The sequence below is a fragment of the Aeromicrobium phoceense genome (assembly GCF_013868155.1).
Classification (GTDB): domain Bacteria; phylum Actinomycetota; class Actinomycetes; order Propionibacteriales; family Nocardioidaceae; genus Aeromicrobium; species Aeromicrobium phoceense.
In genome coordinates, this window is the sequence record NZ_JACEOG010000001.1 from 1,884,249 (window position 1) to 1,906,990 (window position 22,742).

The window sequence follows — 22,742 nt, forward strand, 5'->3', positions numbered from 1 at the left end:
ACGCTGCGTGCACCGGGGCCGCCGCCATCCTCTAATCTGGTGCCCATGGCTCGCCGCGTACTCCTCAAGCTCTCCGGTGAGGTCTTCGGAGGAGGTGCGATCGGCATCGACCCCGATGTCGTGAACGACGCCGCCTCCCAGGTCGCCACGGCCGTCCGCGAGGGCGTCCAGGTCGCGATCGTCGTCGGCGGCGGCAACTTCTTCCGCGGCGCCGAGCTGAGCCAGCGAGGCATGGAGCGCACGCGCGCCGACTACATCGGCATGCTCGGCACCGTCATGAACGCGCTCGCCCTGCAGGACTTCATCGAGAAGCAGGGCGTCGAGACCCGCGTGCAGTCCGCGATCGCGATGTCGCAGGTCGCCGAGCCGTACATCCCCCGCCGCGCGATCCGCCACATGGAGAAGGGTCGCGTCGTGATCTTCGGCGCCGGCGCCGGCATGCCCTACTTCTCCACCGACACGGTCTCGGCCCAGCGCGCACTGGAGATCAAGGCCGACGTCGTGCTGATGAGCAAGAACGGCGTCGACGGGGTCTACGACTCCGATCCGCGCCGCAACCCCGAGGCCCAGCGCTTCGACAGCCTGACCTTCAACGAGGCCCTCCAGCGCAACCTGCAGGTCGTCGATGCGGCCGCTTTCGCGCTGTGCATGGAGAACGAGCTGCCCATGATGGTGTTCAACATGAACGACGAGGGTGCGGTCACACGGGCCCTGCGTGGTGAGATGATCGGAACACTCGTCCACGCGTGAGCGTGGGCACCCCCGACGATGCAACGGAGCATGACGTGATCGACGAGACACTGCGCGATGCCGAGACCCGGATGAAGAAGGCGGTCGAGCACACTCGCGACGAGTTCGAAGGAATCCGGACCGGACGTGCCCACCCGGCGATGTTCGCCCAGATCACCGCGGAGTACTACGGCACGCCCACGCCGCTGCAGCAGCTGGCCAGCTTCCAGGTCCCCGAGGCCCGCACCGTGATCATCGCGCCCTTCGACCAGGGCGCCAAGGGCGCGATCGAGAAGGCCATCCGCGACTCCGACCTCGGCGTCAACCCGTCCGACGACGGCAAGGTGCTGCGCGTGACGCTGCCCGAGCTCACCGAGGAGCGTCGCAAGGAGTACATCAAGCTCGCCCGCTCCAAGGCCGAGGACGGCCGCATCGCGGTCCGCGGCGTGCGTCGCAGCGCCAAGCAGGCGCTCGACCGGGCCGAGAAGGACTCCGAGATCAGCAAGGACGACAACACCGGTGCGGAGAAGCGCCTCGACGGACTGACGAAGAAGCACGTCGACGAGATCGACGAGGCACTGAAGTCCAAAGAGGCAGAGCTCCTTGACGTCTGAGGTCCCCACTCCCGACGCGGCAGGCGAGAAGAAGACCGGTCGGGCCGGCCGCGACCTGCGCGCGGCGATCACGGTGGGCGTCAGCCTCGTCGCCCTGGTCCTGCTGTCGCTGTTCTGGGTCAAGGACCTGTTCGTCGCGGTCGCGGCCGTCGCCCTGGTGGTCGCCGCGATCGAGATCGCCCGTGCGCTGTCCACCGCCGGCATCCGCGTGCCGCTGCCGCCCGTGCTGGTCGGCGGCCTCGCGATGCTCGTCGTGGCGTTCTACGACGAGATGGACACCGCCGCGGCGATCATGGCGCTCACGGTCATCGCCACGATGGCGTGGCGCCTGCGCTCGGGCAGCGACGGCTTCGTCCGCGACGCCACCGCGGGCATCTTCCTGCTGTCGTACCTGTTCCTCATGGGCGTGTTCGTCATGCGCATGCTCGCCCCCGACGACGGCACGTGGCGGGTCGTGGCGTTCATCCTCGTGACGATCGCCTCCGACATCGGCGGCTACGCCGCGGGCGTCCTGTTCGGCAAGCACCCGATGGCACCCACGATCTCGCCCAAGAAGTCCTGGGAGGGCTTCGCCGGCTCGATGGTCGCCAGCGTTGCCGCGGGCATCCTGATCGTCGTCTACGCCCTCGAGGGCCCCTGGTGGGCCGGCCTCGTGCTTGGTGTCGCCGGCGTCTGCTTCGCCACGCTCGGCGACCTGTGCGAGTCGCTCATCAAGCGCGACCTCGGCATCAAGGACATGGGCGACCTGCTTCCCGGCCACGGCGGTCTCATGGACCGGCTCGATTCGCTCATCGCCGTCGCGCCGGTGGCGTACCTGGTGATGTACCTCCTGGTCTGATCCATGACCGTCCTGCGCGACTACGCCGCCTCGGTGATCCAGCCGGCGTTGGGCCAGTCGGCCGCCCTCTACGACGAGGTGGCCAGTCCCGACGGCACCCTGCGCAACGCGTGGAAGCGGCTCGCGGCCGAGGCGGTCGACCTGACGCTGCCCGAGCTCACCCGCGTGGGTGACGAGATCGCGCGCCTGCTGGCCGACGAGGGCGCGGTCTACACGCCGCCGTGCGGTGAGCAGCGCTCGTGGCGGCTCGATCCGGTGCCGCTGGTCATCGCGGCCGAGGAGTGGGCCACGCTCGAGAAGGGCCTGGCCCAGCGGGCCGAGCTGCTCAACGCGATATCTCTCGACCTCTACGGCCCGCAGGAGCTGCTCTCCAGCGGCACCCTGCCGCCCAGCATCGTCTTCGGCCACAGCGGCTTCCTGCGGGTGGTGGCACGCGCGAGCGCCGACCACCGCCGCCAGCTCGTCGTCACCGGCACCGACCTCGGTCGCACGCCGACGGGGGAGTGGCAGGTCATCGCCGACCGGACGCAGGCGCCCTCCGGGATCGGCTTCGCGATGGAGAACCGCCGCGTGCTGTCACGCGTGCTCCCGGTCGCCTACCGCGAGGCGGGCCTGCACCGGCTCGCGCCGTTCTTCCAGGCCCTGCGCGTCTCCCTGACCCAGTCCGCGCCGCAGGGGCGCGAGAACCCGCGCATCGTGGTGCTGTCGCCGGGCCCGACCTCGGAGACCGCCTACGACCAGGCGTTCATCGCCACAGCGCTGGGCTTCCCGCTCGTCGAGGGCAGCGACCTCGTCGCGCGCGACGGCGCCGTCTGGATGCGGGTGCTCGGCCGCCTCGAGCGCGTCGACGTCGTGCTGCGCCGCGTGGACGCCGAGTGGAGCGACCCGCTGGAGCTGCGCGGCGAGTCCCAGCTGGGTGTCACCGGCCTCACCGAGGCGGTCCGTCGCGGCACCGTCACCGTGGTCAACGGCCTCGGCTCGGGCGTCCTGGAGAACGCCGCGCTGCTGCCGTTCATGTCGGCGATGTGCGAGCAGCTGCTCGACGAGCCGCTGCGACTGGCCGGCGTCCCCACCGTCTGGGCCGGCACGCCCGAAGGCCGCGACCAGCTCCTGGACCGGCTCGACGAGCTCGTCGTCCGCCGGATCGACCCGCCGTTCGAGGTCGGCGGGACGTCGCGCGCCGACCTCGTCGCCGCGATCACCGCCGAGCCCCACCGCTACGTCGGCCAAGAGGTGGCCGCCGTCTCGGTCTCGCCCACCCTCGACCGAGGTCGCCTGCAGCCCCACGCCGTCACCCTGCGGGCGTTCACGCTGCGGCACGGCTCCAGCTACCGCCCGATGATCGGCGGGCTGGCCACCGTCGCCCCGGTGGGCACCTCGCCAGAGGAGATCAGCACCAGCAAGGACGTCTGGGTGCTGAAGGAGTCGCCGGACGAGCCCGACCAGGGCCTGCTCGACACCGCCCCCGTCGCGCACGCCCGGGCTCCACTGACCCCCGTGCCGCGCGTGCTCGACGACCTCTTCTGGCTCGGCCGGTACGCAGAGCGCGTGGAGGACCTGCTGCGGCTCGCGATCGTCACGCACGAGCTGGCGGAGGACTTCCAGGGCCGTCCGCGCTCCAGCGGCGGGCAGACCCTCACCGTGGTCGCGCGACTGCTGCGTTCCCTCAGCCCGTCATCGCACGATCCCGCCGACTTCGAGGGCGACCTGCGCTCGGTCCTGCTCGACGCCCGCCGCTCCGGCTCGGTCGCGCAGACGGTGGCGCGGCTCAAGGAGATCGCCCAGAGCGTGCGCGACCAGGTCTCGCCGGACCTGTTCCGGGTCTTCGGCGCGATGGACCGGGCTCGCGGTGCGCTGGCGGCCAACCCGCACGGCTGGCAGATCGGCGAGAGCGCCGGCCGCATGCTCACCGACATCCTCGCGCTGCACGGCGTCACCGGGAACATGGTCCGCGACGAGGGCTGGCACCTCATGGAGATCGGTCGGGGGATTGAGCGCAGCCTGCAGCTGTGCCACCTGATCGGCCCCACCCTGTCGGTGCGCCGCGGCATCGACGTCGATCGCAACGTCCACAACGCCGTCCTCCAGGCCGCCGAGAGCGCCATCACCCACCGGCGCCGGCACCGCGGCGTGGTCCGGGGCGCCTCCGTGCTCGACCTGCTGCTGCTCGACGAGTCGAACCCGCGCTCCCTGCTGTTCAACCTGCGCGCCATCGACGCCTCGCTGGCGACACTGCCGGGGTCGAGCGGCTCGACGCGCCCCGAGCGCCTCGTCGACGACCTGCTGGAGGAGCTCGACCGGCTCGACGTCGCCGCGCTGATGGCGATCGACGGCGAGAACCGGCCGAACTTCGTGCGGTTCGCCCAGGCCACGGCCCAGCAGCTCATGCGGCTGTCCGACGCGGTCGCCGAGGTGCACTTCGCCACCGGTCCCACGCCGCGCTCGCTGGCCTTCGCCACGGTGGGGTCGGGCGCATGAGGTACCGCGTGTGGCACCGCACCACCTACACCTACGACGACGACGTCTCGAACAGCTACGGCCTGGCGCACGTCGTGCCGAGGTCCTCGTCGTGGCAGCAGGTCGAGTCGGTGGACGTGCGGATCGAGCCCACGCCTGGCGACACCTCGCGCGACACCGACTACTACGGCAACACCGTCACGTACTTCCAGGTCACCGACCCGCACCGCACGCTCGTGGTGGACGCCACGAGCGAGGTCGAGGTGCAGGTTCCGGTGCACGACCCCGAGGCGCTCGCCACGCCGTGGGAGCTCGCCCGCCCGGCCGAGCGGCCCGACGTGCCGGGTGCCTGGCGCGCCGTCGACCTCGCGCTGCCGTCCACGCTGGTCGACCAGACCGAGCAGGCGCGCGACTACGCCGCCGTGTCGCTGACCCCGGGCCGCCCGGTCGGTGAGGCGGTCACCGACCTGATGCACCGGATCCACGCCGACTTCAGCTACGACAAGACCGCGACCACCGTGACGAGCCGGATCGACGACGTCTTCGCGCAGCGGGCAGGGGTCTGCCAGGACTTCGCCCACCTGACCCTGTCGTGCCTGCGCTCGCACGGACTGGCCGTGGCCTATGTCAGCGGCTACCTCGCCACGACGCCGCCCCCGGGCAAGGAGCGCGTCGTCGGTGCCGATGCCTCGCACGCGTGGGCGGCCGTGTGGCTGCCTGACGGCTCCTGGCTCGCGCTCGACCCGACGAACGACCACTGGGCCGACGACCGCTACGTCACGGTGGCGTGGGGCCGCGACTACAAGGACGTCCCGCCGGTGAAGGGCATCATCTACACCGACGCGCGGTCGTCCACCCTCGACGTGCAGGTGGACGTCGCGCCGCTCGCGTGATCTCGGCCTCGGCGGCCGTGTCGGACTGGCGCCACGGCGCCCGCAAGGGAAAGGTGGGGTCGTGCGTGCCTTCGAGTGTCGTCAGTGCGGCAACCCCCTCTACTTCGAGAACTCCACCTGCGTCTCCTGCGGGACGAAGCTGGGGTTCTCTCGCGAGGAGAAGGCGATCGTGCCCGTCGACGAGCAGGGCCGGTACGTCGATGCTGACGGATTCATCTGGTGGCTCTGCCGCAACCGTGAGCTGTCCTCGTGCACGTGGCTCACGCGCATCGAGGGCACGCTGTGCTTCAACTGCTCCCTGACCCGTACGCGCCCGGCGGACAGCGATCCCGCCGGCATGCGGGCGTTCCCGGGTGCCGAGTCGGCCAAGCGCCGGCTGATCGTCGAGCTCGACGCGCTCGAGCTGCCGATCGTCACGCGTGCCGAGGACCCGGCGAACGGACTGGCCTTCGACCTGCTGTCGAGCGCCAACGTGCCGGTGACCACCGGCCACCAGAACGGCATCGTCACGATCGACCTGGCCGAGGGCGACAGCGTGCACCGCGAGCGACTGCGGCGTGACCTCGACGAGCCCTACCGCACCCTGCTGGGCCACTTCCGCCACGAGACGGGCCACTACTACGAGGAGCAGCTGGTCCGCGGCGACCTCCGTGACCGAGCCCGCGAGCTTTTCGGCGACGAGCGCCAGGACTACCAGGCGGCGCTCGACCGTCACTACGCCCAGGGGCCCCCGAAGGGGTGGCGCGACCGGTACATCAGCGCCTACGCGACGATGCACCCGTTCGAGGACTTCGCCGAGACGTTCGCGCACTTCCTGCACATCACCGACACGATCGACACGGCCCAGTCCTTCGGCCTGACCACGGTCGACGCCCGGGCGTTCCGGTCGTTCCGCGACCTGGTGACCGGGGTCTGGATCCCGCTGTCGGTCGCGCTGAACCAGATCAACCGCTCGATGGGCAAGGACCCGCTCTACCCGTTCGTGATCGCGGGGCCGGTGCTGGACAAGCTCGAGTTCGTCGCCTCGCTGTCGCCGCGCTACCGCTCGCTCTGAGGCGCCGCCGCGCGGATTCGTTGCGGGTGGGCGCCATCTGGGACACTGGAGTCATGGCCAACGAGGTGAATGTCGCGGACGTCAATCCGAAGCCGCTGCCCCTCGTGATGGCACCGGCCCGCGGGCGGGGCAAGCCGCCGCGCCATCTCGCCGACCTCTCGGGCGACGAGCGCAAGGCCGCGGCCGAGGAGCTCGGGCTCAAGCCGTACCGCGTCAAGCAGGTCGCGCACCACTACTACGCGCGCCACGAGCGCAATCCCGAGCTGATGACCGACCTCCCGGCGAAGGAGCGCGACGCGATCGTCGGCGCCCTGCTGCCGCCGCTGCTGTCGCAGGTGCGCGTGCTCGAGGCCGACAAGGGCACCACCCGCAAGACGCTGTGGCGCCTGTTCGACAACGCGCTCGTCGAGTCGGTGCTGATGCGCTACCCCGACCGCGCCACGATCTGCGTCTCCAGCCAGGCCGGCTGCGGCATGGCGTGCCCGTTCTGCGCCACCGGCCAGGGCGGCCTCCAGCGCAACATGAGCACGGCCGAGATCATCGACCAGGTCGTCGACGCCGCCCACCAGATGTCCTCCGGCGCGATCCCCGGCGGCCCCGGCCGGCTCTCCAACGTGGTCTTCATGGGCATGGGCGAGCCGATGGCCAACTACAAGGCCGTCATCGGCGCCGTGCGCCGCATGGTGGCGCCCGCCCCCGACGGCCTCGGCATGAGCGCTCGCAACATCACCGTGTCCACGGTGGGCCTCGTGCCGCGCATGCGCCAGCTGGCCGAGGAGGGCATCCCGGTCACCCTCGCGCTGAGCCTGCACGCGCCCGACGACGAGCTGCGCAACGAGCTGGTGCCGATCAACAACCGCTCCAGCGTCGCCGAGACGGTCGAGGCCGCGTGGAACTACGCGAAGACGACGAAGCGCCGCGTCTCGATCGAGTACGCGATGATGCGCGACATCAACGACCAGGCCTGGCGCGCCGACATGCTGGGCGACGTCCTGAACTCCTACGGCGACTGGGGCTGGGTGCACGTCAACCTCATCCCGCTGAACCCGACGCCCGGCTCCATGTGGACTGCCTCGCGCCGCGAGGACGAGCGCGAGTTCGTCCGCCGCCTCGAGGCCAAGGGCATCCCGACGACGGTCCGTGACACCCGCGGCTCCGACATCGACGGCGCCTGCGGCCAGCTCGCCGCCGCCGAGTAGCCCGCCCCCTCTCCACTTGTGGAACGGGATGCACCTCATTCCCTTCGAGTGGCGTGCATCCGTTTCCAAAAAGGTGGACGCCGAGGAGCCTCAGAGGTGGCCGGCGTCAGCCATGCCGGCCGGCGCGCTCGCGCTTCGCTTGGCTCTGTCCTCGTCGAGGGCCATACTGTTCACGTCTGGCGCACTCCGCGTCAGGAAGTGAACCCGAGACCCGTCCGGACGGACGCGGCGCTCGGGTTTCGCGTTTCTCAGACCGTACGAGCGTCGTTGACGATCGGCCCCACTCTTCGCCGCCAATCCCCGCCGCGGGCCCAGCACCAGGCGATGACGTCCGGCAGTGCCAGCAGCGGTTGCGCGCGGAGGGACTGGTGGCTGTACGTGACCGATGGCGCTCTGGCTTCGCGTACGGCGGCGGAAAGGGCTCTCGCATCCCGCGCGACCAGAGTCTCGTCCAGGTCCAGGTCCAGGATCAGATGAGCCGCGCCCTCGGGTGCCGCCCGCACGACGAGAGCCCGAAGCGCCCGCTCCCGACGGCTCAGCTCCGACTCGGGGCCGCGACCTGCATCGAGCACCCAGGCACGAACGCCGACATGGCGGAGATCGCAGACGGCCCCTGCGATCTGGCTTCGACGACGCGCGCTCTCGTTCTTCATGTGAAGCGCGCGTTGGCCGGGAAGAACCAGTTTCGCGAGAGCCCTGCGCGACACGCTGAGTGCCGCATCCGGGCATGCGACCGCCACGACCACGTAGCCCTTGGCCTTGGTCTCGTCGACGAAGAACTGGGTGCCCACGCTCGGAGCATCTCGCTCGGAGCCGACAGCGATTCCCGACGTGGGGGTCAGACGATACTCAGAGGCGGCCGGCGTCGTGCATCGTGATCGCCACCTGCACGCGGTTCGTGGCGTCGAGCTTGGCGAAGATCCGCGAGATGTGCGCCTTCACGGTGGCCAGGCTCATGAACAGCTCGCCGGCGATCTCGGCGTTCGAGCGACCGTGCCCGACGGCTCGGGCGACGTCGAGCTCGCGCTCGGTCAGCGTGGCGACGAGGCGCTCGGCGTCGGTACGTCGGTGGTCGGTCGAGTCGGCCGTGACCTGGCGGATCAGGTTCTGCGTCACGGCGGGCGACAGCATCGGCTCGCCGGCCATCACCGCCTCGATCGCCTTGACGATCCGCGGGGGAGGGGTGTCCTTCAGCAGGAAGCCCGCGGCGCCGGCGGCCAGCGCGCGCACGATGTGGTCGTCGGCGTCGAAGGTCGTGAGCACCAGGACCTTCGGTGCCCGCGGCTCCGCGGAGATCGCGCGGGTCGCCTCGATGCCGTCCATCACGGGCATGCGGAGGTCCATCAGGACGAGGTCGACGGACTGCTCGCGCACTGCCGCCAGGGCCTCGCGCCCGTTCGCCGCCTCGGCGACGACCTCGATCGTCTTCGCGCCGCCGAGGATGAGGGCCAGGCCGGCGCGGACGAGGGGGTCGTCGTCGGTCAGCAGGACTCGGGTCAGGCGCTCCACGGCAACCACACTCTCAGGACGTGGTGGCCGGACACCGTCCCGTGGTGCAGCCGGCCACCGGCGAGCTCGGCCCGCTCGGTCAGGCCCACCAGTCCGAGACCGGACTCCGGGAAGTCGGGTGATCGGCCACCGGCCGGCAGGGGATTCGACACCTCGATCACGAGTCCGTCGTCCGCACCGCCCGTCACCAGCAGCGTGACGCGAGCGTGCGGCGCGTGCTTGGCGGCGTTCGTCAGCCCCTCCTGGACGACGCGATAGGCGGTGCGCCCGATCAGGTCGGGGATCGTGGCCGGGTCGATCCGGTCGTCGTACTGCAGGTTCATGCCGGAGTCCCGGAACTGGGCGACGAGTCCGTCGATGGCGCCCGCGGTGGGCTGCGGCGGCTCGGGGGCGCCGTCGCCGACGTCGTCACGCAGCACGCCGAGCACCTCCCGCAGCTCGATCAGCGCGAGCCGCGAGCTCTGCTCGATGACCGACGCGGTGCGCTTGATCTCTTCGGGCGCGAGGTCGTCGCGGAAGGTCAGGGCGCCGGCGTGCATCGTCACCATCGAGATCCGGTGGGCGAGGACGTCGTGCATCTCGCGGGCGATGCGGGCGCGCTCGGCCGTGCGGGCCTGCGAGACACGCGCGCTCTGCTCGGACTCCGCGCGCTCGGCCCGTTCCTTCAATGTCGCCATCAGCTCACGCCGCGACCCCACGTACATGCCCCAGCCGACGGTGATCCCGACGATCGCGACGACGAAGCCCGCGTTGAACAGGCGCAAGCCCGAATCGACCGTGGGGTCGATGCCCACGAAGACGAAGGCCGAGAGCATCGTGACGGCGCTGACGGGGATGATCTCGCGCCAGCGCCTGCGGGTGGACAGTGAGAACAGGGCGAGTGTCGCCGGACCGCCCGCGGTGGTGGCGAAGGCGCTGGCGACGTTCGTCACCAGGGCCACCGTCACGGGGAACCGGCGGCGCCAGAACATGAGCACGAAGCAGGCGATCCCGACGGCGAGGTCGAGCCACCACCACCAGCGCGCGTTCTCCCACTGCCACGGGAACAGGGTCCACCACGCGAGGGCACTGATGCTGAGCCCCAGCACGATGCGCCAGGTGTGACCCCACACGCTGAGGGGAGGGGGCGGGGGCGTCACCGCCTCAGGATAGGGCCGCCACCGCGGGCGCCACATCGCCCCACGGACGCACCGACCCCCTACTTTCGGCTATCAGGAAAAGCGTGTCGGGGGCTGTCTGGTGCCGGTCGGACACGGCAGGGGGGGACCCCTGATCGAAGTCCAGAGTCTGTCCAAGTCGTACGGCGACTTCCGCGCCGTCGACGACGTCTCGTTCGTGTGCCGCCCAGGGCGCGTCACCGGGTTCCTCGGACCCAACGGTGCCGGCAAGTCCACGGCGATGCGCATGATCGCCGGCCTGACCCGCCCCTCCGGCGGCTCCGCCACCATCGGCGGCTCGGCGTACACCGACATCCCGAACCCCGCCACGCAGGTCGGCGTGCTGCTCGACGCCTCCGCTCAGCACGGCGGCCGCACGGGCCGCGAGGTGCTCGTCATCGGTGCCCGCGCCATGGGTCTGCCCATGTCGCGCGTCGACGAGATGCTCGCCCTCGTCGGCCTCACGCCGAAGGAGGCCAAGCGCCGCGTCCGCAACTACTCGCTCGGCATGCGCCAGCGCCTCGGCATCGCCCACGCGCTGCTGGGCGACCCGAAGGTCCTCATCCTCGACGAGCCGGCGAACGGCCTCGACCCGGCCGGCATCCACTGGATGCGCCAGCTGCTGCGCGAGTACGCCAACCGCGGCGGCACCGTGATGCTCTCGTCGCACCTGCTGCACGAGATCCAGATCATTGCCGACGACCTCATCGTCATCGGGCACGGCCGGATCGTCGCCAGCGGCACGAAGGACGAGCTGCTGAAGACCGCGGGATCCCGCGTCCGGGCCCGCGACCAGGTCGCCCTGCTCGAGGCCCTGAAGGGCGCCGGGCTGGAGGCCATCGTCGCGTCCGACGCGGTCACCTCCCCGGCGTCGCCCGAGGAGGTCGGCCTCGCCGCCGCGAAGGCCGGGGTGCCCCTGCTCGAGCTGCGCGAGGCAGACGGAGCGGGCCTGGAGGCCATGTTCCTGCAGCTCACCGCCGAAGACCAGCGCGATCTCATCGCCACCGAAGGAGTCCAGTCATGAGCACCACCACGACCGGGTCGACGATCGACCTGTCCCGCCCCGCGATCCCCTTCGGCCGCGAGGTGAGGGTCGAGCTGCGCAAGATGTTCGACACCCGCGGCGGCCTGTGGCTGTTCATCATCACCGGCGGGCTCCTGCTGCTGGCCATGGCGCTCACGCTGCTCGTGCTGGCCCTCAACGACGACGTGACGATCACGGCCTCGGGCTTCGCCCAGATCATGACCATCCCGCTGTCGATCCTGCTGCCGGTGTTCGCGATCCTCACCGTGAGCAGCGAGTGGAGCCAGCGCACGCACCTGACCACCTTCAGCCTGCAGCCCCACCGCGGCCGCGTCATCGGTGCGAAGTTCGCCGCCGTCACGCTGCTCGCGCTCGGCACGCTCGTGCTGGCGGCCGTCTTCGGTGCTCTCGGCAACGTCCTCTACGGCATGCTCACCGACCACGAGGTCGTCTGGAACCTCACCGGCAAGGAGCTGTTCTGGACCGTCGTGCTGCAGCTGGCGTTCTTCTGGATGGCGTTCGCGTTCGCGTCGCTGCTGCTGAACACGCCGGCCGCGGTGGCCAGCTTCTACGTCGTCGCGCTGATCCTGCCGGTCGTCGCGTACCCGATCCTGATGGCCATCTTCGAGTGGGCGCGCGACCTGCTGCCGTGGCTGGACTTCAACTACGCGGCCACGCCGCTCATCTCCGGCGAGACCGTCATGGGCGAGTCGGTCGACGTGGGAGCGCTGGAGTACCTGCGCTTCGCGTTCACCTTCTGCCTCTGGGTGGTCCTGCCCGGCGTGCTCGGCTTCCTGAGGATCCAGCGCACCGAAGTGAAGTGAGGCCTCGCCGTCCGCGCGGTGGTCGCTCGCTAGGTTGGATCGCATGTCCGACCTGCTGACCACCGTGCGCGACGGCGACGTCGTCGTGCTGACCCTGCGCCGGCCCGACCGGCGCAACGCCCTCAACCTGGCGCTGTGCCGCGAGCTGCACGAGGCCGCGACCGGCGCGGTCGAGCAGGGCGCGCGTGTCCTCGTCGTGACGGGGGAGGGGTCGGCCTTCTGCGCCGGCGCCGACCTCGACGGCGTCTACGGTGACGAGTTCATCGAGGCGCTCTACCGGATGCTGCACCACCTCGCGAAGGTGCCGGTGCCGATCATCGCGGCCGTCAACGGCCCGGCGATCGGCGCGGGCACGCAGCTCGCCATCGCGTGCGACCTGCGTGTGGTCGACGAGCGGGCCAGGTTCGCCGTTCCCACCGCGCGCAATGGCATGGCGGTCGATGCCTGGACGATCCGCACGCTGGCCGACCTCGCCGGCACCGGGCGCGCCCGTCGCGTCATGCTCGCCGCCGACACGATCGACCGCGACGAGGCGCTCGACTGCGGCCTGGCTGACCGCGCGGGAACGCTCGACGACGCGATCGCGTGGGCGCACGAGATCGCCCGCCTCGCACCGCTGACGCTGGCCCACAACAAGCTCGTCCTGAACGGCTCGACCGACGACGACGAGCGCATCACCCAGAGCTTCGCCGACGTCTGGGCCAGCGAGGACGTCAAGGAGGCGGCCCTGGCCCGCACCGAGAAGCGCGACCCGATCTTCAGGGGGATCTGATGGCACGACCGCAGAGCATCGCCTTCCGCGCACTGGACTCCCACGTCGTCGCAGGACGCGCCGACGAGCTGGCGCTCGTCACCGCCACCGGCTCCCTCTCGTACGCCCAGCTGCTGCACGAGTCGGCGTCGCTCGCCGGCGGGCTCCGCGACCTCGGCCTGCGCGCCGGGGCGCCCGTGCGGCTCTCCGTCTCCGACCGGCACACCTGGGTCGTGAGCGTGCTCGCCGTCGTGCGACTGGGCGCCGAGCCCTCGAGCGACGCCTCGTTCGCGATCGAGGGCGATCCGGCCACGATCCACGACGGCGAGGAGGAGTACGAGCTGGACCTCGTCCTGCGCGCCGGCCGCGTCGACCCGGCCCCGGCCGCCGTGCACGACGAGGGCGACTACGGCGAGCGGATGGAGCGCGCGTACGGCGACGTGCTGGCCACCCTCCTGCACGGTGGCACGCTGACCTGACCGGTTCGCGGGGGACGGCCCCGCGTTCGGCCGCCGGTGCCACAATGGAGCCCATGAGTTCGCGGGTGGTCGTCCTGGGCTCCACCGGGTCGATCGGCACGCAGGCGCTCGACGTGGTGCGAGCCAATCCGGACCGGTTCGACGTGGTGGCGCTGGCCGCCGGAGGCGCCGATCCGGCGACCCTGGCGTCCCAAGCGCTGGAGTTCGGCGTCGAGGTGGTCGCGGTCGCCAACGCCACCTCCGCGCAGGACGTGCAGCTCGCCCTCTACGCCGAGGCGCAGCGGCGCGGCTGGTCGGCGGGGGAGTACCGCCTGCCCCGGCTCGTCACCGGCCCCGAGGCGGCCGTCCAGGCCGCGCGCGTGCCCGCCGACACGGTCCTCAACGGCATGACCGGAGCGGTCGGCCTGATGCCCACGCTGGCCGCGCTCGAGACCGGCGCCACGCTCGCGCTGGCCAACAAGGAGTCGCTCATCATCGGCGGCGACCTGGTGCTCGACGCCGCGAAGCCGGGCCAGCTGGTGCCGGTGGACTCCGAGCACTCCGCGCTCGCCCAGGCCCTGCGGGGCGAGGAGCCCGAGGACGTGCGGCGTCTCGTACTGACCGCCAGCGGCGGTCCGTTCCGCGGCCGCACCCGTGAGGAGCTGCGCGACGTCACGCCCGAGCAGGCGGCGGCGCACCCCACGTGGGACATGGGCCCGGTCATCACGATCAACTCGGCCACGCTCGTCAACAAGGGCCTCGAGGTCATCGAGGCGCACCTGCTCTTCGGGATCGGCTACGACCGGATCGAGGTCGTCGTGCACCCCACGTCGGTGGTCCACTCGATGGTGGAGTTCGTCGACGGCTCCACGATGGCGCAGGCGTCCCCGCCCGACATGCGCCTGCCGATCGCGCTCGGCCTGGCGTGGCCGCGCCGGGTTCCCGGTGCCGTTCCGCCCTGCGACTGGAGCGCGCCCACCGCGTGGGAGTTCTTCCCGCTCGACGACACGGCGTTCCCCGCCATCCGCGTCGCCCGGCGCGCCGGTGAGTTCGGTCGCACCGCCCCCGCCGTGTTCAACGCCGCCAACGAGGTCTGCGTCGACGCCTTCGTGGCCGGCGACCTCGACTTCCTCGGCATCGTCGACACCGTCGCCGAGATCGTCGACGACCACCTCGCCGACCCTGACGCCGCCACCGGCGACCTGTCGGTCGAGCGGGTCCTCGAGGCCGACGCCCGCGCCCGCGCTCGCGCTCGCGAGGTCGTCGCCGCACGGGCCGAGGTGACCAGCCGATGATGTACGCCCTGGGAGTCGTCCTCTTCCTCATCGGCGTGGCCGCCTCGATCGCGCTGCACGAGGTCGGGCACATGTGGCCCGCCAAGAAGTTCGGCATCAAGGTCACGCAGTACTTCGTCGGCTTCGGCCGCACCCTGTGGTCGGTCAAGCGCGGCGAGACCGAGTACGGCCTCAAGGCCATCCCGCTCGGCGGCTTCGTGAAGCTCGTCGGCATGCTCCCGCCCGAGCGCGAGGAGCGCGACCGCGATGGCCACCTCGTCGTGCGCTCCTCGAACACGGGCCTGTTCACGCAGATGGCCACCGACGCCCGTGCCGCGGAGTACGAGGACATCGACCCGGCCGACGAGGACCGCCTGTTCTACCGCAAGCCGTGGTGGCAGAAGGTCATCGTCATGGCCGGCGGGCCCACGGTGAACCTGTTCATCGCCACCGTGCTGTTCTCGATCTCCTTCATGGCGTTCGGGGTGCCCACGCCCACCACCACGGTCTCGGCGGTGTCCGACTGCGCGATCACCGACGCGGAGGCCGGCCGCGCGTGCACCGACGCCGACCCCGTCACCCCGGCGCGCCAGGCGGGCCTCGAGCCGGGCGACGTCCTGACGACCTTCAACGGCGAGCCGCTCGACGACTGGACCGAGGTCACCACGCTGATCCGCCGCAACGGCGACAGCGAGGCCACGATCGGGTTCGAGCGCGACGGCGCCGAGCGCGAGGTCACGGTGAACACCTCGGTGCTCGCGCGGGCCGCCGTCGACGACCCCGAGCGGACCGAGAACGTGGGCTTCCTCGGCGTCTCGCCGACCTTCGTCACCGAGCGCCAGGGCCCGGGCTTCGTCGTCGTCCAGATGGGGGACATGATCGGCGCCACCGCGAACGCGCTGGTCCACCTGCCGGTGCGCATGGTCGACGTCGCCAAGGCGGCCTTCGGCGCCGAGCGGGACGCCGAGGGACCGGTCAGCGTCGTCGGCGCCAGCCGGGTCGCCGGTGAGCTCGTCACGTACGACGACCCCACGTGGGCCGAGCGCACCCAGCGCCTCATCAGCCTGCTGGCCAGCCTCAACCTCTTCCTGTGGCTGTTCAACCTGATCCCGCTGCTGCCGCTCGACGGCGGGCACATCGCCGGCGCCCTGTGGGAGCAGATCCGACGCACGTTCGCGCGCCTGCGCGGACGGCCCGATCCGGGCTTCGTGGACGTCGCGAAGATGCTGCCGGTCGCCTATGGGGTTGGGCTCGTCCTTATAGTCATGGGTGTGGTCCTGATCTATGCCGACATCGTCAATCCGGTGAGGCTCTCGTGACCGGCATCGACCTCGGAATGCCCGAGGCCCCGCCGCCGGTGCTCGCCCCTCGCCGTCCCACCCGCAAGATCAAGGTGGGCTCGCTCGACGTGGGCGGTGACGCCCCGATCTCGGTCCAGTCGATGACCACCACGCTGACGTCGGACATCAACTCCACGCTGCAGCAGATCGCCGAGCTGACCGCCACCGGCTGCGACATCGTGCGCGTCGCGCGCCCCAGCCAGGACGATGCCGAGGCGCTGCCCGCGATCGCGAAGAAGTCGCAGATCCCGGTCATCGCGGACATCCACTTCCAGCCCAAGTACGTGTTCGCCGCGATCGACGCCGGCTGCGCCGCGGTCCGCGTCAACCCCGGCAACATCCGCAAGTTCGACGACCAGGTCGGCGCGATCGCCAAGGCCGCCAAGGACGCGGGCGTCTCGCTGCGCATCGGCGTCAACGCGGGCTCCCTCGACAAGCGCCTGCTGGAGAAGTACGGCAAGGCCACGCCCGAGGCGCTCGTCGAGTCGGCCGTCTGGGAGGCCTCGCTCTTCGAGGAGCACGACTTCCACGACTTCAAGATCTCGGTCAAGCACAACGACCCGGTCGTCATGGTCGCCGCCTACGAGATGCTCTCCGAGCGCGGCGACTGGCCGCTGCACCTGGGCGTCACCGAGGCGGGTCCGGCCTTCCAGGGCACGATCAAGAGCGCCACCGCCTTCGGTGCGCTGCTCAGCAAGGGCATCGGCGACACGATCCGCGTCTCCCTCTCGGCCCCGCCGGTCGAGGAGGTCAAGGTCGGCATCCAGATCCTCCAGTCGCTCAACCTGCGCCCGCGCAAGCTCGAGATCGTCTCGTGCCCGTCGTGCGGGCGCGCGCAGGTCGACGTCTACACGCTGGCCGAGCAGGTCACCGCCGGTCTAGACGGCCTCGAGGTGCCGCTGCGCGTCGCCGTCATGGGCTGCGTCGTCAACGGTCCCGGCGAGGCCCGTGAGGCCGACCTCGGCGTCGCGTCCGGCAACGGCAAGGGTCAGATCTTCGTCAAGGGCGAGGTCATCAAGACCGTGCCCGAGAGCCAGATCGTCGAGACGCTCATCGAAGAGGCGATGCGGATCGCCGAGACGATGGAGCCGGTCGACGGCGGCTCGGCGTCGGTCTCCGTCTCCTGAAGTCCTCGGTCCGTCGGCTGACGCCCGGGTAGGCTTTTGCCATGACCGAGGTCTGCGATCCGCCCGCAGCGACGTCCTCCTACGTGAGGCCGTTGGGACGAGCCGACCTCGATCTCATCCACGACGTGCTCGATCGTGAGCCGCTCGTCGACATGTTCGTGCGCCATCGCGTCGACTCGACCCGGCTCGACCGCCGCTGGTTCGGCGCCGAGCTGTGGGGCTACTTCGAGGACGGCGAGGCCGTCTCGCTGCTGCACGTCGGGGCCAACGTCGTCCCGGCCCAGGCCACGCCCGCGGCGATCGACGCGTTCAGCGACCGGCTGCTCACCCACGGCCACAAGCCCAGCTCGCTCGTCGGCCCGGCCAAGGCCGTCCTGCCCCTGTGGGACCGGGTCAAGCACGAGTGGGGCCCGGCGCGCTCACCGCGACCCAACCAGCCGTTCATGGTGCTCAAGCACGACAGCGACGTCCCGCTCGACCCGCGGGTGCGTCCGGTCGGGATCGACCAGGTCGACACGCTCTACCCGGCCTGCGTGGCCATGTTCACCGAGGAGGTCGGGATCCATCCCGAGTCGGTGGGTTCGCCGAGCGGCTACCGCGCCCGCGTCACCCAGCTGGTGACGATGGGCTGGTCCTACGCGATCATCGAGGACGGCACGGTGCTGTTCAAGACCGAGGTGGGCGCCGCGACCGACACCGGGTGCCAGCTCCAAGGGGTCTGGGTGCACCCCGACCTGCGGGGCACCGGAGTCGCCGCCCCGGCCCTCGCCTCGGTGATCCGCCAGGTGCGCCGCTCCGTCGCGCCGGCCGTCACTCTCTACGTCAACTCCCACAACACCCCGGCCCTCCGCACGTACCAGCGAGTCGGCTTCCGCCACGTCGAGACGTTCGCCTCGATCCTGCTCTGAGAGGTCCCATGACCCGCCGCACCGACCTGGCGCTCGTCGCCGTCCCCTTCGCCGTGTCCGGCGTCATCCACCTCGTGCGACCGGAGGTCTTCGAGCGGATCGTGCCGCGCTTCCTGCCGCGTCACCGCGAGCTCGTGCTGGCCTCCGGTGTGGCCGAGCTGGTCTGTGCGGCGGCCGTGATCGCGCCGCCCACCCGCCGCATCGGTGCGCTGGCGTCCGCGGGGCTGCTGGCCGCGGTGTTCCCGGCGAACGTGCAGATGGCGGTCGACGTGGTCGGCAGCCGCCGCGCCTCCCCGGCCTACAAGGCGGGCGTCGTCGCCCGGCTGCCGCTGCAGTGGCCGCTGATCCGCGCGGCGCTGAACCTCGCGCGCTCCGGCCGCTCCTGAACCCGTCGGGCGGCCACGGCGGCCGGTGCCCCAGCCGATAACCTCGTGCCATGCGCATGAGCCAGCTGTTCCTCCGTACCCTGCGCGACGATCCCGCCGATGCCGAGGTGCCGAGCCACAAGCTGCTCGTCCGCGCCGGCTACGTGCGTCGCGTCGCCCCCGGCATCTACTCGTGGCTGCCGCTGGGACTGCGGGTGCTGGCGAAGGTCGAGGCGATCGTCCGTGAGGAGATGGCCGCGATCGGCGGCCAGGAGGTGCGCTTCCCGGCGCTGCTGCCGCGCGACCCCTACGAGGCCACCGATCGCTGGACCGAGTACGGCGACAACCTCTTCCGGCTGAAGGACCGCCGCGGCAACGACATGCTGCTAGGTCCCACCCACGAGGAGATGTTCACCCTGCTGGTGAAGGACACGTTCTCGTCCTACAAGGACCTGCCCGCGATCCTCTACCAGATCCAGACGAAGTACCGCGACGAGGCGCGTCCTCGCGCGGGCATCCTGCGCGGCCGCGAGTTCATCATGAAGGACTCGTACTCGTTCGACGTCACCGACGAGGGGCTCGAGCAGGCCTACCAGGCCCACCGCGCCGCCTACATCCGCGTCTTCGACCGGCTCGGCTTCGACTACGTGATCGTCCAGGCCGACTCCGGCGCGATGGGCGGCTCGGCGAGCGAGGAGTTCCTCGTCGTCTCCGAGACCGGCGAGGACACGTTCGTCCGCTCGCCCGGCGGCTACGCGGCCAACGTCGAGGCGGTGACCACCGTGGTTCCCGACGCGATCGCGTTCGACGGCCTGCCCGCCGCGCACGCGGAGCTGACGCCCGACACGCCCACGATCGAGACCCTCGTCGACCACGCGAACGCCGCGTTCCCGCGCGACGACCGTCCGTGGACGGCCGCCGACACGCTCAAGAACGTCCTCGTGATGCTGCGCCACCCCGACGGCTCCACCGAGCCGCTGGCGATCGGCCTGCCCGGCGACCGCGAGGTCGACACGAAGCGGCTCGAGGCCCAGGTGTCGCCCGCCGAGATCGAGCCCTTCGACGACGCGGCGTTCGCGAAGTACCCGGCGCTGGCCAAGGGCTACATCGGCCCCGGCGTGCTCGGCACCGAGAACGCCACCGGCATCCGCTACCTCACCGACCCGCGCGTCGTGGACGGCTCCAGCTGGATCACCGGCGCCGACGTGCACGGCTCCCACGTCTTCGACCTCGTGGCCGGCCGCGACTTCACGTCCGACGGCACGATCGAGGCCGCCGAGGTCCGTGCCGGCGATCCCGCGCCCGACGGCTCCGGCCCGCTCGAGCTGGCCCGCGGCATGGAGATGGGCCACATCTTCCAGCTCGGCCGCAAGTACGCCGAGCGGCTCGGCCTGCAGGTGCTCGACGAGAACGGCAAGCTCGTCACCGTCACGATGGGCTCCTACGGCGTCGGCGTCTCGCGCGCCGTGGCCGCCGTGGTCGAGGGCTCGTACGACGAGTCGGGCATCGTCTGGCCCAAGGAGGTCGCGCCGTTCGACGTCCACCTGGTCGTGGCCGGCAAGGCGCCCGAGCTGTTCGAGGGCGCCGACGCCATCGTCGCCGACCTCGAGACGGCCGGCTTCGACGTGCTCTACGACGACCGTCCGAAGATGTCGCCGGGCGTGAAGTTCAAGGACGCCGAGCTGATCGGCTGCCGACGATCGTCGTGGTGGGCAAGGGCCTGGCCGACGGCGTCGTCGAGCTCAAGGACCGTGCCACCGGCGAGCGCACCGACGTGCCCGTGGGCGAGCTCGTCGCCACCCTCACCGCCCGCGCCTGACGACCCCGGGGGTCAGTCGAGGCCGGGGAAGGGCTGCGGCTCGCCGCCCCAGCGCACCTCGGCCACCGCGGCGGCGCGCAGGCCGCGGACGGCTCGGTCGCGGGCCTGGTCGGCGGTGGCGGCGACGAGTCGCACGCACGCCGCGGCGATGCGCGCCTCCACGTCGCGCACCAGGGCGCGCGCGGCCGCCGCGTTCGTGGGCTCGGCGACGTCGTAGGACGGCTGGGTCGCCACGGGGGAGTCGCCGAGCTTCCGGACCGCGTCACCGAGGCGGTCCCTGACGGTCGAGTGGGCCGCGATCGCGTCCTCCGCAGCCTCGGCCAGCGCGGGGACGCGGGCGCCCACGAGCCCCAGGGTCCAGATCGCCTCGTGCTCGAGGGCCAGCCAGCGCTGCGTGAGGCGCAGCTCGGTCGCCGTGCTCACGTCAGCGTCACCGCCTGGGCCAGGCCGGCGGACATCGCCGCGAGCACCTGGGCGAACTCCGGCGCGATGGCGGCGCGGGCGTCGATGGCCCGGTGGCGGGAGGCGGTGCGCAGGGCGGCGCCGAGATCACCGGCGCCCGTCCCGGTGCCGGGGGTCGCGCCCAGCTGCTCCAGCTGCGCGGAGAGCAGCGTGACCGCGGGCGCGTTCGCGGCACCGCGGGCGACGGCCAGCACACGCTGCTGGTCCTCGATGACGGCCCGCATGAGCGAGGTGTCCTCGGGCCGGGGGAGCGGCTTCGGTGTCGCGCCGACCGCGCGCAGGGCGTCGTCGAAGGTGTCGGTGACGAACAGTCCCGCCAGTCCCACGGCCGCTCCGCCCGCGGCGGCGATCACGACGCGTCGGCTGCTCACGACCGCAGACTACCGACCGCGACCTCTTCGCTAGGGTGGGGCAGTACGGAAGACAACTGAACAGGAGCACCCGATGACCACTTCCCCCACGGACCGGATATCGAGTCTCCTCGAACCCGTCGTCACCGCCCTCGGCCTCGACCTCGACGAGGTCGAGCTTCTCGGCAAGAACGAGAACCGCCGCCTGCTGGTCGCCGTCGACCGCGACGGTGGCGTCGACATCGACACGATCGCCCAGGTCACGCGCGCCGTCTCCGCCGCCCTCGACGAGTCCGACGTCATGGGCGAGAGCCGCTACACGCTCGAGGTCGCCTCGCGCGGCGTCGACCGCCCCCTCCTCGAGCCGCGCCACTGGCGCCGCAACGCCGGCCGCGTCGTCGCGGTCGAGCTGGTCGACGGCGAGCGCTTCGAGGCCCGCATCCGCGCCAGCGACGACACCGGGGTCGACCTGGCCGTCAAGGGCGACACCACCCGCTTCCCGTACGACGAGATCGTCAAGGCCGTCGTGCAGATCGAGCTGAACCGGAAGGACGTCTGATGGACATCGACATGTCGGCGCTGCGGATGCTGGAGCGCGAGAAGGGGATCGGCTTCGACCTCGTCGTCGACGCGATCGAGACCGCGCTGCTCTCGGCGTACCACAAGACCGCGGGTGCCCAGCAGCACGCGAGGGTCGAGCTCGACCGCAAGACCGGTCACGTCACGGTGTGGGCGCGCGAGCGCCTCGAGGCGCCCCCGTCCGAGGACGGCGAGACGCCCGCCGCCACGTTCACCGAGGAGTTCGACGACACCCCCGAGGACTTCGGCCGCTTCGCCGCGTCCGTCGCGCGCCAGCTGATCATGCAGCGGATCCGCGACGTCGAGGACGAGCGCAAGTTCGGCGAGTTCTCCGGCAAGGTCGGCGACATCGTCTCCGGCGTGATCCAGCAGGGCCGCTCGCCCGGCGACGTGTTCATCGACCTCGGCTCGATCGAGGCCGTGCTGCCGCTGAACGAGCGGGTCCCCGAGGAGCGGTACGCCCATGGCGAGCGCATCAAGGCCTACGTCTACGAGGTCGAGCGCGGCCTGCGCGGCCCTCGCGTGAAGGTGTCGCGCACGCACCCGAACCTGGTGAAGCTGCTGTTCGCTCTCGAGTCGCCCGAGATCGCCGACGGCTCGGTCGAGATCGCGGCGATCGCCCGCGAGGCCGGCCACCGCACGAAGATCGCCGTGCACGCCACCGCCGCCGGCGTGAACCCCAAGGGCGCCTGCATCGGCCCGATGGGCCAGCGCGTGCGCGCGGTCATGACCGAGCTGCACGGGGAGAAGATCGACATCGTCGACTTCAGCGAGAATCCGGCCGAGTTCATCGCCTACGCGCTGTCCCCGGCGCAGGTGAAGGGCGTCACGATCGTCGACGAAGCCACGCGATCGGCGCGCGTCGTCGTCCCCGACTTCCAGCTGTCGCTCGCGATCGGCAAGGAGGGCCAGAACGCCCGCCTCGCAGCGAAGCTGACCGGTTGGCGGATCGACATCCGGCCCGACACGGCACCCACGCCGGGTGGCGATTCGGCGTCCACTCGGTAGAGC

At 71.3% G+C, this 22,742-nt stretch carries 23 protein-coding genes and 1 pseudogene; 19 read left to right on the forward strand and 5 right to left on the reverse strand.

Annotated elements, in window-relative coordinates; translation table 11 throughout:
• The first annotated feature begins 45 nt into the window (after positions 1-45).
• The 7 genes from pyrH to rlmN all read left to right on the forward strand — a co-directional run bounded on the left by pyrH (position 46) and on the right by rlmN (position 7,784).
• On the forward strand, positions 46-750 hold the full coding sequence (gene pyrH / locus H1W00_RS09130; RefSeq protein ID WP_172806220.1) for a UMP kinase: 705 nt from the start codon (positions 46-48) through the stop codon (positions 748-750).
• Positions 751-788: 38 nt separating this feature from the next.
• Complete coding sequence (frr, locus tag H1W00_RS09135) at positions 789-1,343, forward strand: ribosome recycling factor (protein WP_181756224.1); 555 nt, start codon at positions 789-791, stop codon at positions 1,341-1,343.
• The gene (locus H1W00_RS09140) at positions 1,333-2,181 is read left to right on the forward strand and encodes a phosphatidate cytidylyltransferase (RefSeq protein WP_181755421.1); all 849 of its coding nucleotides are present in this window, start codon (positions 1,333-1,335) and stop codon (positions 2,179-2,181) included. The genes frr and H1W00_RS09140 overlap by 11 nt, the downstream gene beginning before the upstream one ends.
• A 3-nt stretch (positions 2,182-2,184) precedes the next feature.
• Positions 2,185-4,659 carry a circularly permuted type 2 ATP-grasp protein gene (locus tag H1W00_RS09145; protein WP_181755422.1) on the forward strand — a complete coding sequence of 825 codons (2,475 nt, stop codon included), beginning with the start codon at positions 2,185-2,187 and terminating at the stop codon, positions 4,657-4,659.
• Positions 4,656-5,531, forward strand: coding sequence for a transglutaminase family protein (locus H1W00_RS09150; RefSeq protein WP_181755423.1), 876 nt, complete (start codon positions 4,656-4,658; stop codon positions 5,529-5,531). The genes H1W00_RS09145 and H1W00_RS09150 overlap by 4 nt, the downstream gene beginning before the upstream one ends.
• A 61-nt stretch (positions 5,532-5,592) precedes the next feature.
• Complete coding sequence (locus tag H1W00_RS09155) at positions 5,593-6,585, forward strand: putative zinc-binding metallopeptidase (RefSeq protein WP_181755424.1); 993 nt, start codon at positions 5,593-5,595, stop codon at positions 6,583-6,585.
• 53 nt (positions 6,586-6,638) lie between these two features.
• The gene (gene rlmN, locus H1W00_RS09160) at positions 6,639-7,784 is read left to right on the forward strand and encodes a dual-specificity RNA methyltransferase RlmN (RefSeq protein WP_181755425.1); all 1,146 of its coding nucleotides are present in this window, start codon (positions 6,639-6,641) and stop codon (positions 7,782-7,784) included.
• 248 nt (positions 7,785-8,032) lie between these two features.
• Here the strand turns inward: rlmN and H1W00_RS09165 are convergent, their stop codons facing one another.
• Genes H1W00_RS09165 through H1W00_RS09175 form a run of 3 tightly spaced genes read right to left on the reverse strand, consistent with a single transcriptional unit; the run spans position 8,033 to position 10,432 of the window.
• Entirely contained in the window at positions 8,033-8,575 is a 543-nt protein-coding gene (locus H1W00_RS09165) for a hypothetical protein (RefSeq protein ID WP_181755426.1), read from the reverse strand.
• A gap of 58 nt (positions 8,576-8,633) precedes the next feature.
• The gene (locus H1W00_RS09170) at positions 8,634-9,293 is read right to left on the reverse strand and encodes a response regulator (RefSeq protein ID WP_338072863.1); all 660 of its coding nucleotides are present in this window, start codon (positions 9,291-9,293) and stop codon (positions 8,634-8,636) included.
• Complete coding sequence (locus H1W00_RS09175) at positions 9,281-10,432, reverse strand: sensor histidine kinase (protein WP_338072864.1); 1,152 nt, start codon at positions 10,430-10,432, stop codon at positions 9,281-9,283. Before H1W00_RS09175 ends, H1W00_RS09170 begins: the two co-directional genes overlap by 13 nt.
• A gap of 100 nt (positions 10,433-10,532) precedes the next feature.
• Here H1W00_RS09175 and H1W00_RS09180 point away from each other — a divergent pair, with 100 nt between their 5' ends.
• The 10 genes and pseudogenes from H1W00_RS09180 (at position 10,533) to H1W00_RS09225 (ending at position 20,340) form a co-directional block, all read left to right on the forward strand.
• Positions 10,533-11,474 carry an ABC transporter ATP-binding protein gene (locus H1W00_RS09180; protein ID WP_338072865.1) on the forward strand — a complete coding sequence of 314 codons (942 nt, stop codon included), beginning with the start codon at positions 10,533-10,535 and terminating at the stop codon, positions 11,472-11,474.
• Entirely contained in the window at positions 11,471-12,298 is an 828-nt protein-coding gene (locus H1W00_RS09185) for a hypothetical protein (protein WP_181755428.1), read from the forward strand. Before H1W00_RS09180 ends, H1W00_RS09185 begins: the two co-directional genes overlap by 4 nt.
• A gap of 43 nt (positions 12,299-12,341) precedes the next feature.
• A complete protein-coding gene (locus H1W00_RS09190; RefSeq protein WP_181755429.1) occupies positions 12,342-13,070 on the forward strand; it encodes an enoyl-CoA hydratase in 729 nt (242 codons plus the stop codon).
• On the forward strand, positions 13,070-13,528 hold the full coding sequence (locus H1W00_RS09195; protein WP_181755430.1) for an AMP-binding protein: 459 nt from the start codon (positions 13,070-13,072) through the stop codon (positions 13,526-13,528). The genes H1W00_RS09190 and H1W00_RS09195 overlap by 1 nt, the downstream gene beginning before the upstream one ends.
• Before the next feature lie 53 nt (positions 13,529-13,581).
• The gene (gene dxr / locus H1W00_RS09200; RefSeq protein WP_206679992.1) at positions 13,582-14,802 is read left to right on the forward strand and encodes a 1-deoxy-D-xylulose-5-phosphate reductoisomerase; all 1,221 of its coding nucleotides are present in this window, start codon (positions 13,582-13,584) and stop codon (positions 14,800-14,802) included.
• Positions 14,799-16,100 carry a M50 family metallopeptidase gene (locus H1W00_RS09205; RefSeq protein ID WP_181755432.1) on the forward strand — a complete coding sequence of 434 codons (1,302 nt, stop codon included), beginning with the start codon at positions 14,799-14,801 and terminating at the stop codon, positions 16,098-16,100. The genes dxr and H1W00_RS09205 overlap by 4 nt, the downstream gene beginning before the upstream one ends.
• A 17-nt stretch (positions 16,101-16,117) precedes the next feature.
• Positions 16,118-17,248, forward strand: a complete 1,131-nt coding sequence (gene ispG, locus H1W00_RS09210) for a flavodoxin-dependent (E)-4-hydroxy-3-methylbut-2-enyl-diphosphate synthase (RefSeq protein ID WP_181756227.1) — start codon at positions 16,118-16,120, stop codon at positions 17,246-17,248.
• Positions 17,249-17,289: 41 nt separating this feature from the next.
• Entirely contained in the window at positions 17,290-18,156 is an 867-nt protein-coding gene (locus H1W00_RS09215) for a GNAT family N-acetyltransferase (protein ID WP_181755433.1), read from the forward strand.
• Between the two features lie 8 nt (positions 18,157-18,164).
• Positions 18,165-18,542, forward strand: coding sequence for a DoxX family protein (locus H1W00_RS09220; RefSeq protein WP_181755434.1), 378 nt, complete (start codon positions 18,165-18,167; stop codon positions 18,540-18,542).
• Positions 18,543-18,598: 56 nt separating this feature from the next.
• Positions 18,599-20,340, forward strand: a pseudogene (locus tag H1W00_RS09225) (proline--tRNA ligase).
• 12 nt (positions 20,341-20,352) lie between these two features.
• Here H1W00_RS09225 and H1W00_RS09230 read toward each other — a convergent pair.
• The gene (locus H1W00_RS09230; protein ID WP_181755435.1) at positions 20,353-20,763 is read right to left on the reverse strand and encodes a DUF4439 domain-containing protein; all 411 of its coding nucleotides are present in this window, start codon (positions 20,761-20,763) and stop codon (positions 20,353-20,355) included.
• Entirely contained in the window at positions 20,760-21,173 is a 414-nt protein-coding gene (locus tag H1W00_RS09235; RefSeq protein WP_181755436.1) for a hypothetical protein, read from the reverse strand. Before H1W00_RS09235 ends, H1W00_RS09230 begins: the two co-directional genes overlap by 4 nt.
• 73 nt (positions 21,174-21,246) lie before the next feature.
• Here H1W00_RS09235 and rimP point away from each other — a divergent pair, with 73 nt between their 5' ends.
• Both rimP and nusA read left to right on the forward strand, forming a co-directional pair.
• Positions 21,247-21,711 (forward strand): ribosome maturation factor RimP, encoded by a 465-nt coding sequence (gene rimP / locus H1W00_RS09240; protein WP_181755437.1) that lies wholly within the window; start codon positions 21,247-21,249, stop codon positions 21,709-21,711.
• Positions 21,711-22,739, forward strand: coding sequence for a transcription termination factor NusA (nusA, locus tag H1W00_RS09245; protein ID WP_181755438.1), 1,029 nt, complete (start codon positions 21,711-21,713; stop codon positions 22,737-22,739). The genes rimP and nusA overlap by 1 nt, the downstream gene beginning before the upstream one ends.
• Positions 22,740-22,742 lie beyond the last annotated feature (3 nt).

What these genes read in the sequence shown, in the direction of transcription:
- pyrH (WP_172806220.1), top strand. Translation starts at nt 46, where the DNA reads ATGGCTCGCCGCGTACTCCTCAAGCTCTCCGGTGAGGTCTTCGGAGGA.
- H1W00_RS09145 (WP_181755422.1), top strand. Translation starts at nt 2,185, where the DNA reads ATGACCGTCCTGCGCGACTACGCCGCCTCGGTGATCCAGCCGGCGTTG.
- H1W00_RS09150 (WP_181755423.1), top strand. Translation starts at nt 4,656, where the DNA reads ATGAGGTACCGCGTGTGGCACCGCACCACCTACACCTACGACGACGAC.
- rlmN (WP_181755425.1), top strand. Translation starts at nt 6,639, where the DNA reads ATGGCCAACGAGGTGAATGTCGCGGACGTCAATCCGAAGCCGCTGCCC.
- H1W00_RS09185 (WP_181755428.1), top strand. Translation starts at nt 11,471, where the DNA reads ATGAGCACCACCACGACCGGGTCGACGATCGACCTGTCCCGCCCCGCG.
- H1W00_RS09190 (WP_181755429.1), top strand. Translation starts at nt 12,342, where the DNA reads ATGTCCGACCTGCTGACCACCGTGCGCGACGGCGACGTCGTCGTGCTG.
- H1W00_RS09195 (WP_181755430.1), top strand. Translation starts at nt 13,070, where the DNA reads ATGGCACGACCGCAGAGCATCGCCTTCCGCGCACTGGACTCCCACGTC.
- dxr (WP_206679992.1), top strand. Translation starts at nt 13,582, where the DNA reads ATGAGTTCGCGGGTGGTCGTCCTGGGCTCCACCGGGTCGATCGGCACG.
- H1W00_RS09205 (WP_181755432.1), top strand. Translation starts at nt 14,799, where the DNA reads ATGATGTACGCCCTGGGAGTCGTCCTCTTCCTCATCGGCGTGGCCGCC.
- ispG (WP_181756227.1), top strand. Translation starts at nt 16,118, where the DNA reads ATGCCCGAGGCCCCGCCGCCGGTGCTCGCCCCTCGCCGTCCCACCCGC.
- H1W00_RS09215 (WP_181755433.1), top strand. Translation starts at nt 17,290, where the DNA reads ATGACCGAGGTCTGCGATCCGCCCGCAGCGACGTCCTCCTACGTGAGG.
- H1W00_RS09220 (WP_181755434.1), top strand. Translation starts at nt 18,165, where the DNA reads ATGACCCGCCGCACCGACCTGGCGCTCGTCGCCGTCCCCTTCGCCGTG.
- rimP (WP_181755437.1), top strand. Translation starts at nt 21,247, where the DNA reads ATGACCACTTCCCCCACGGACCGGATATCGAGTCTCCTCGAACCCGTC.
- nusA (WP_181755438.1), top strand. Translation starts at nt 21,711, where the DNA reads ATGGACATCGACATGTCGGCGCTGCGGATGCTGGAGCGCGAGAAGGGG.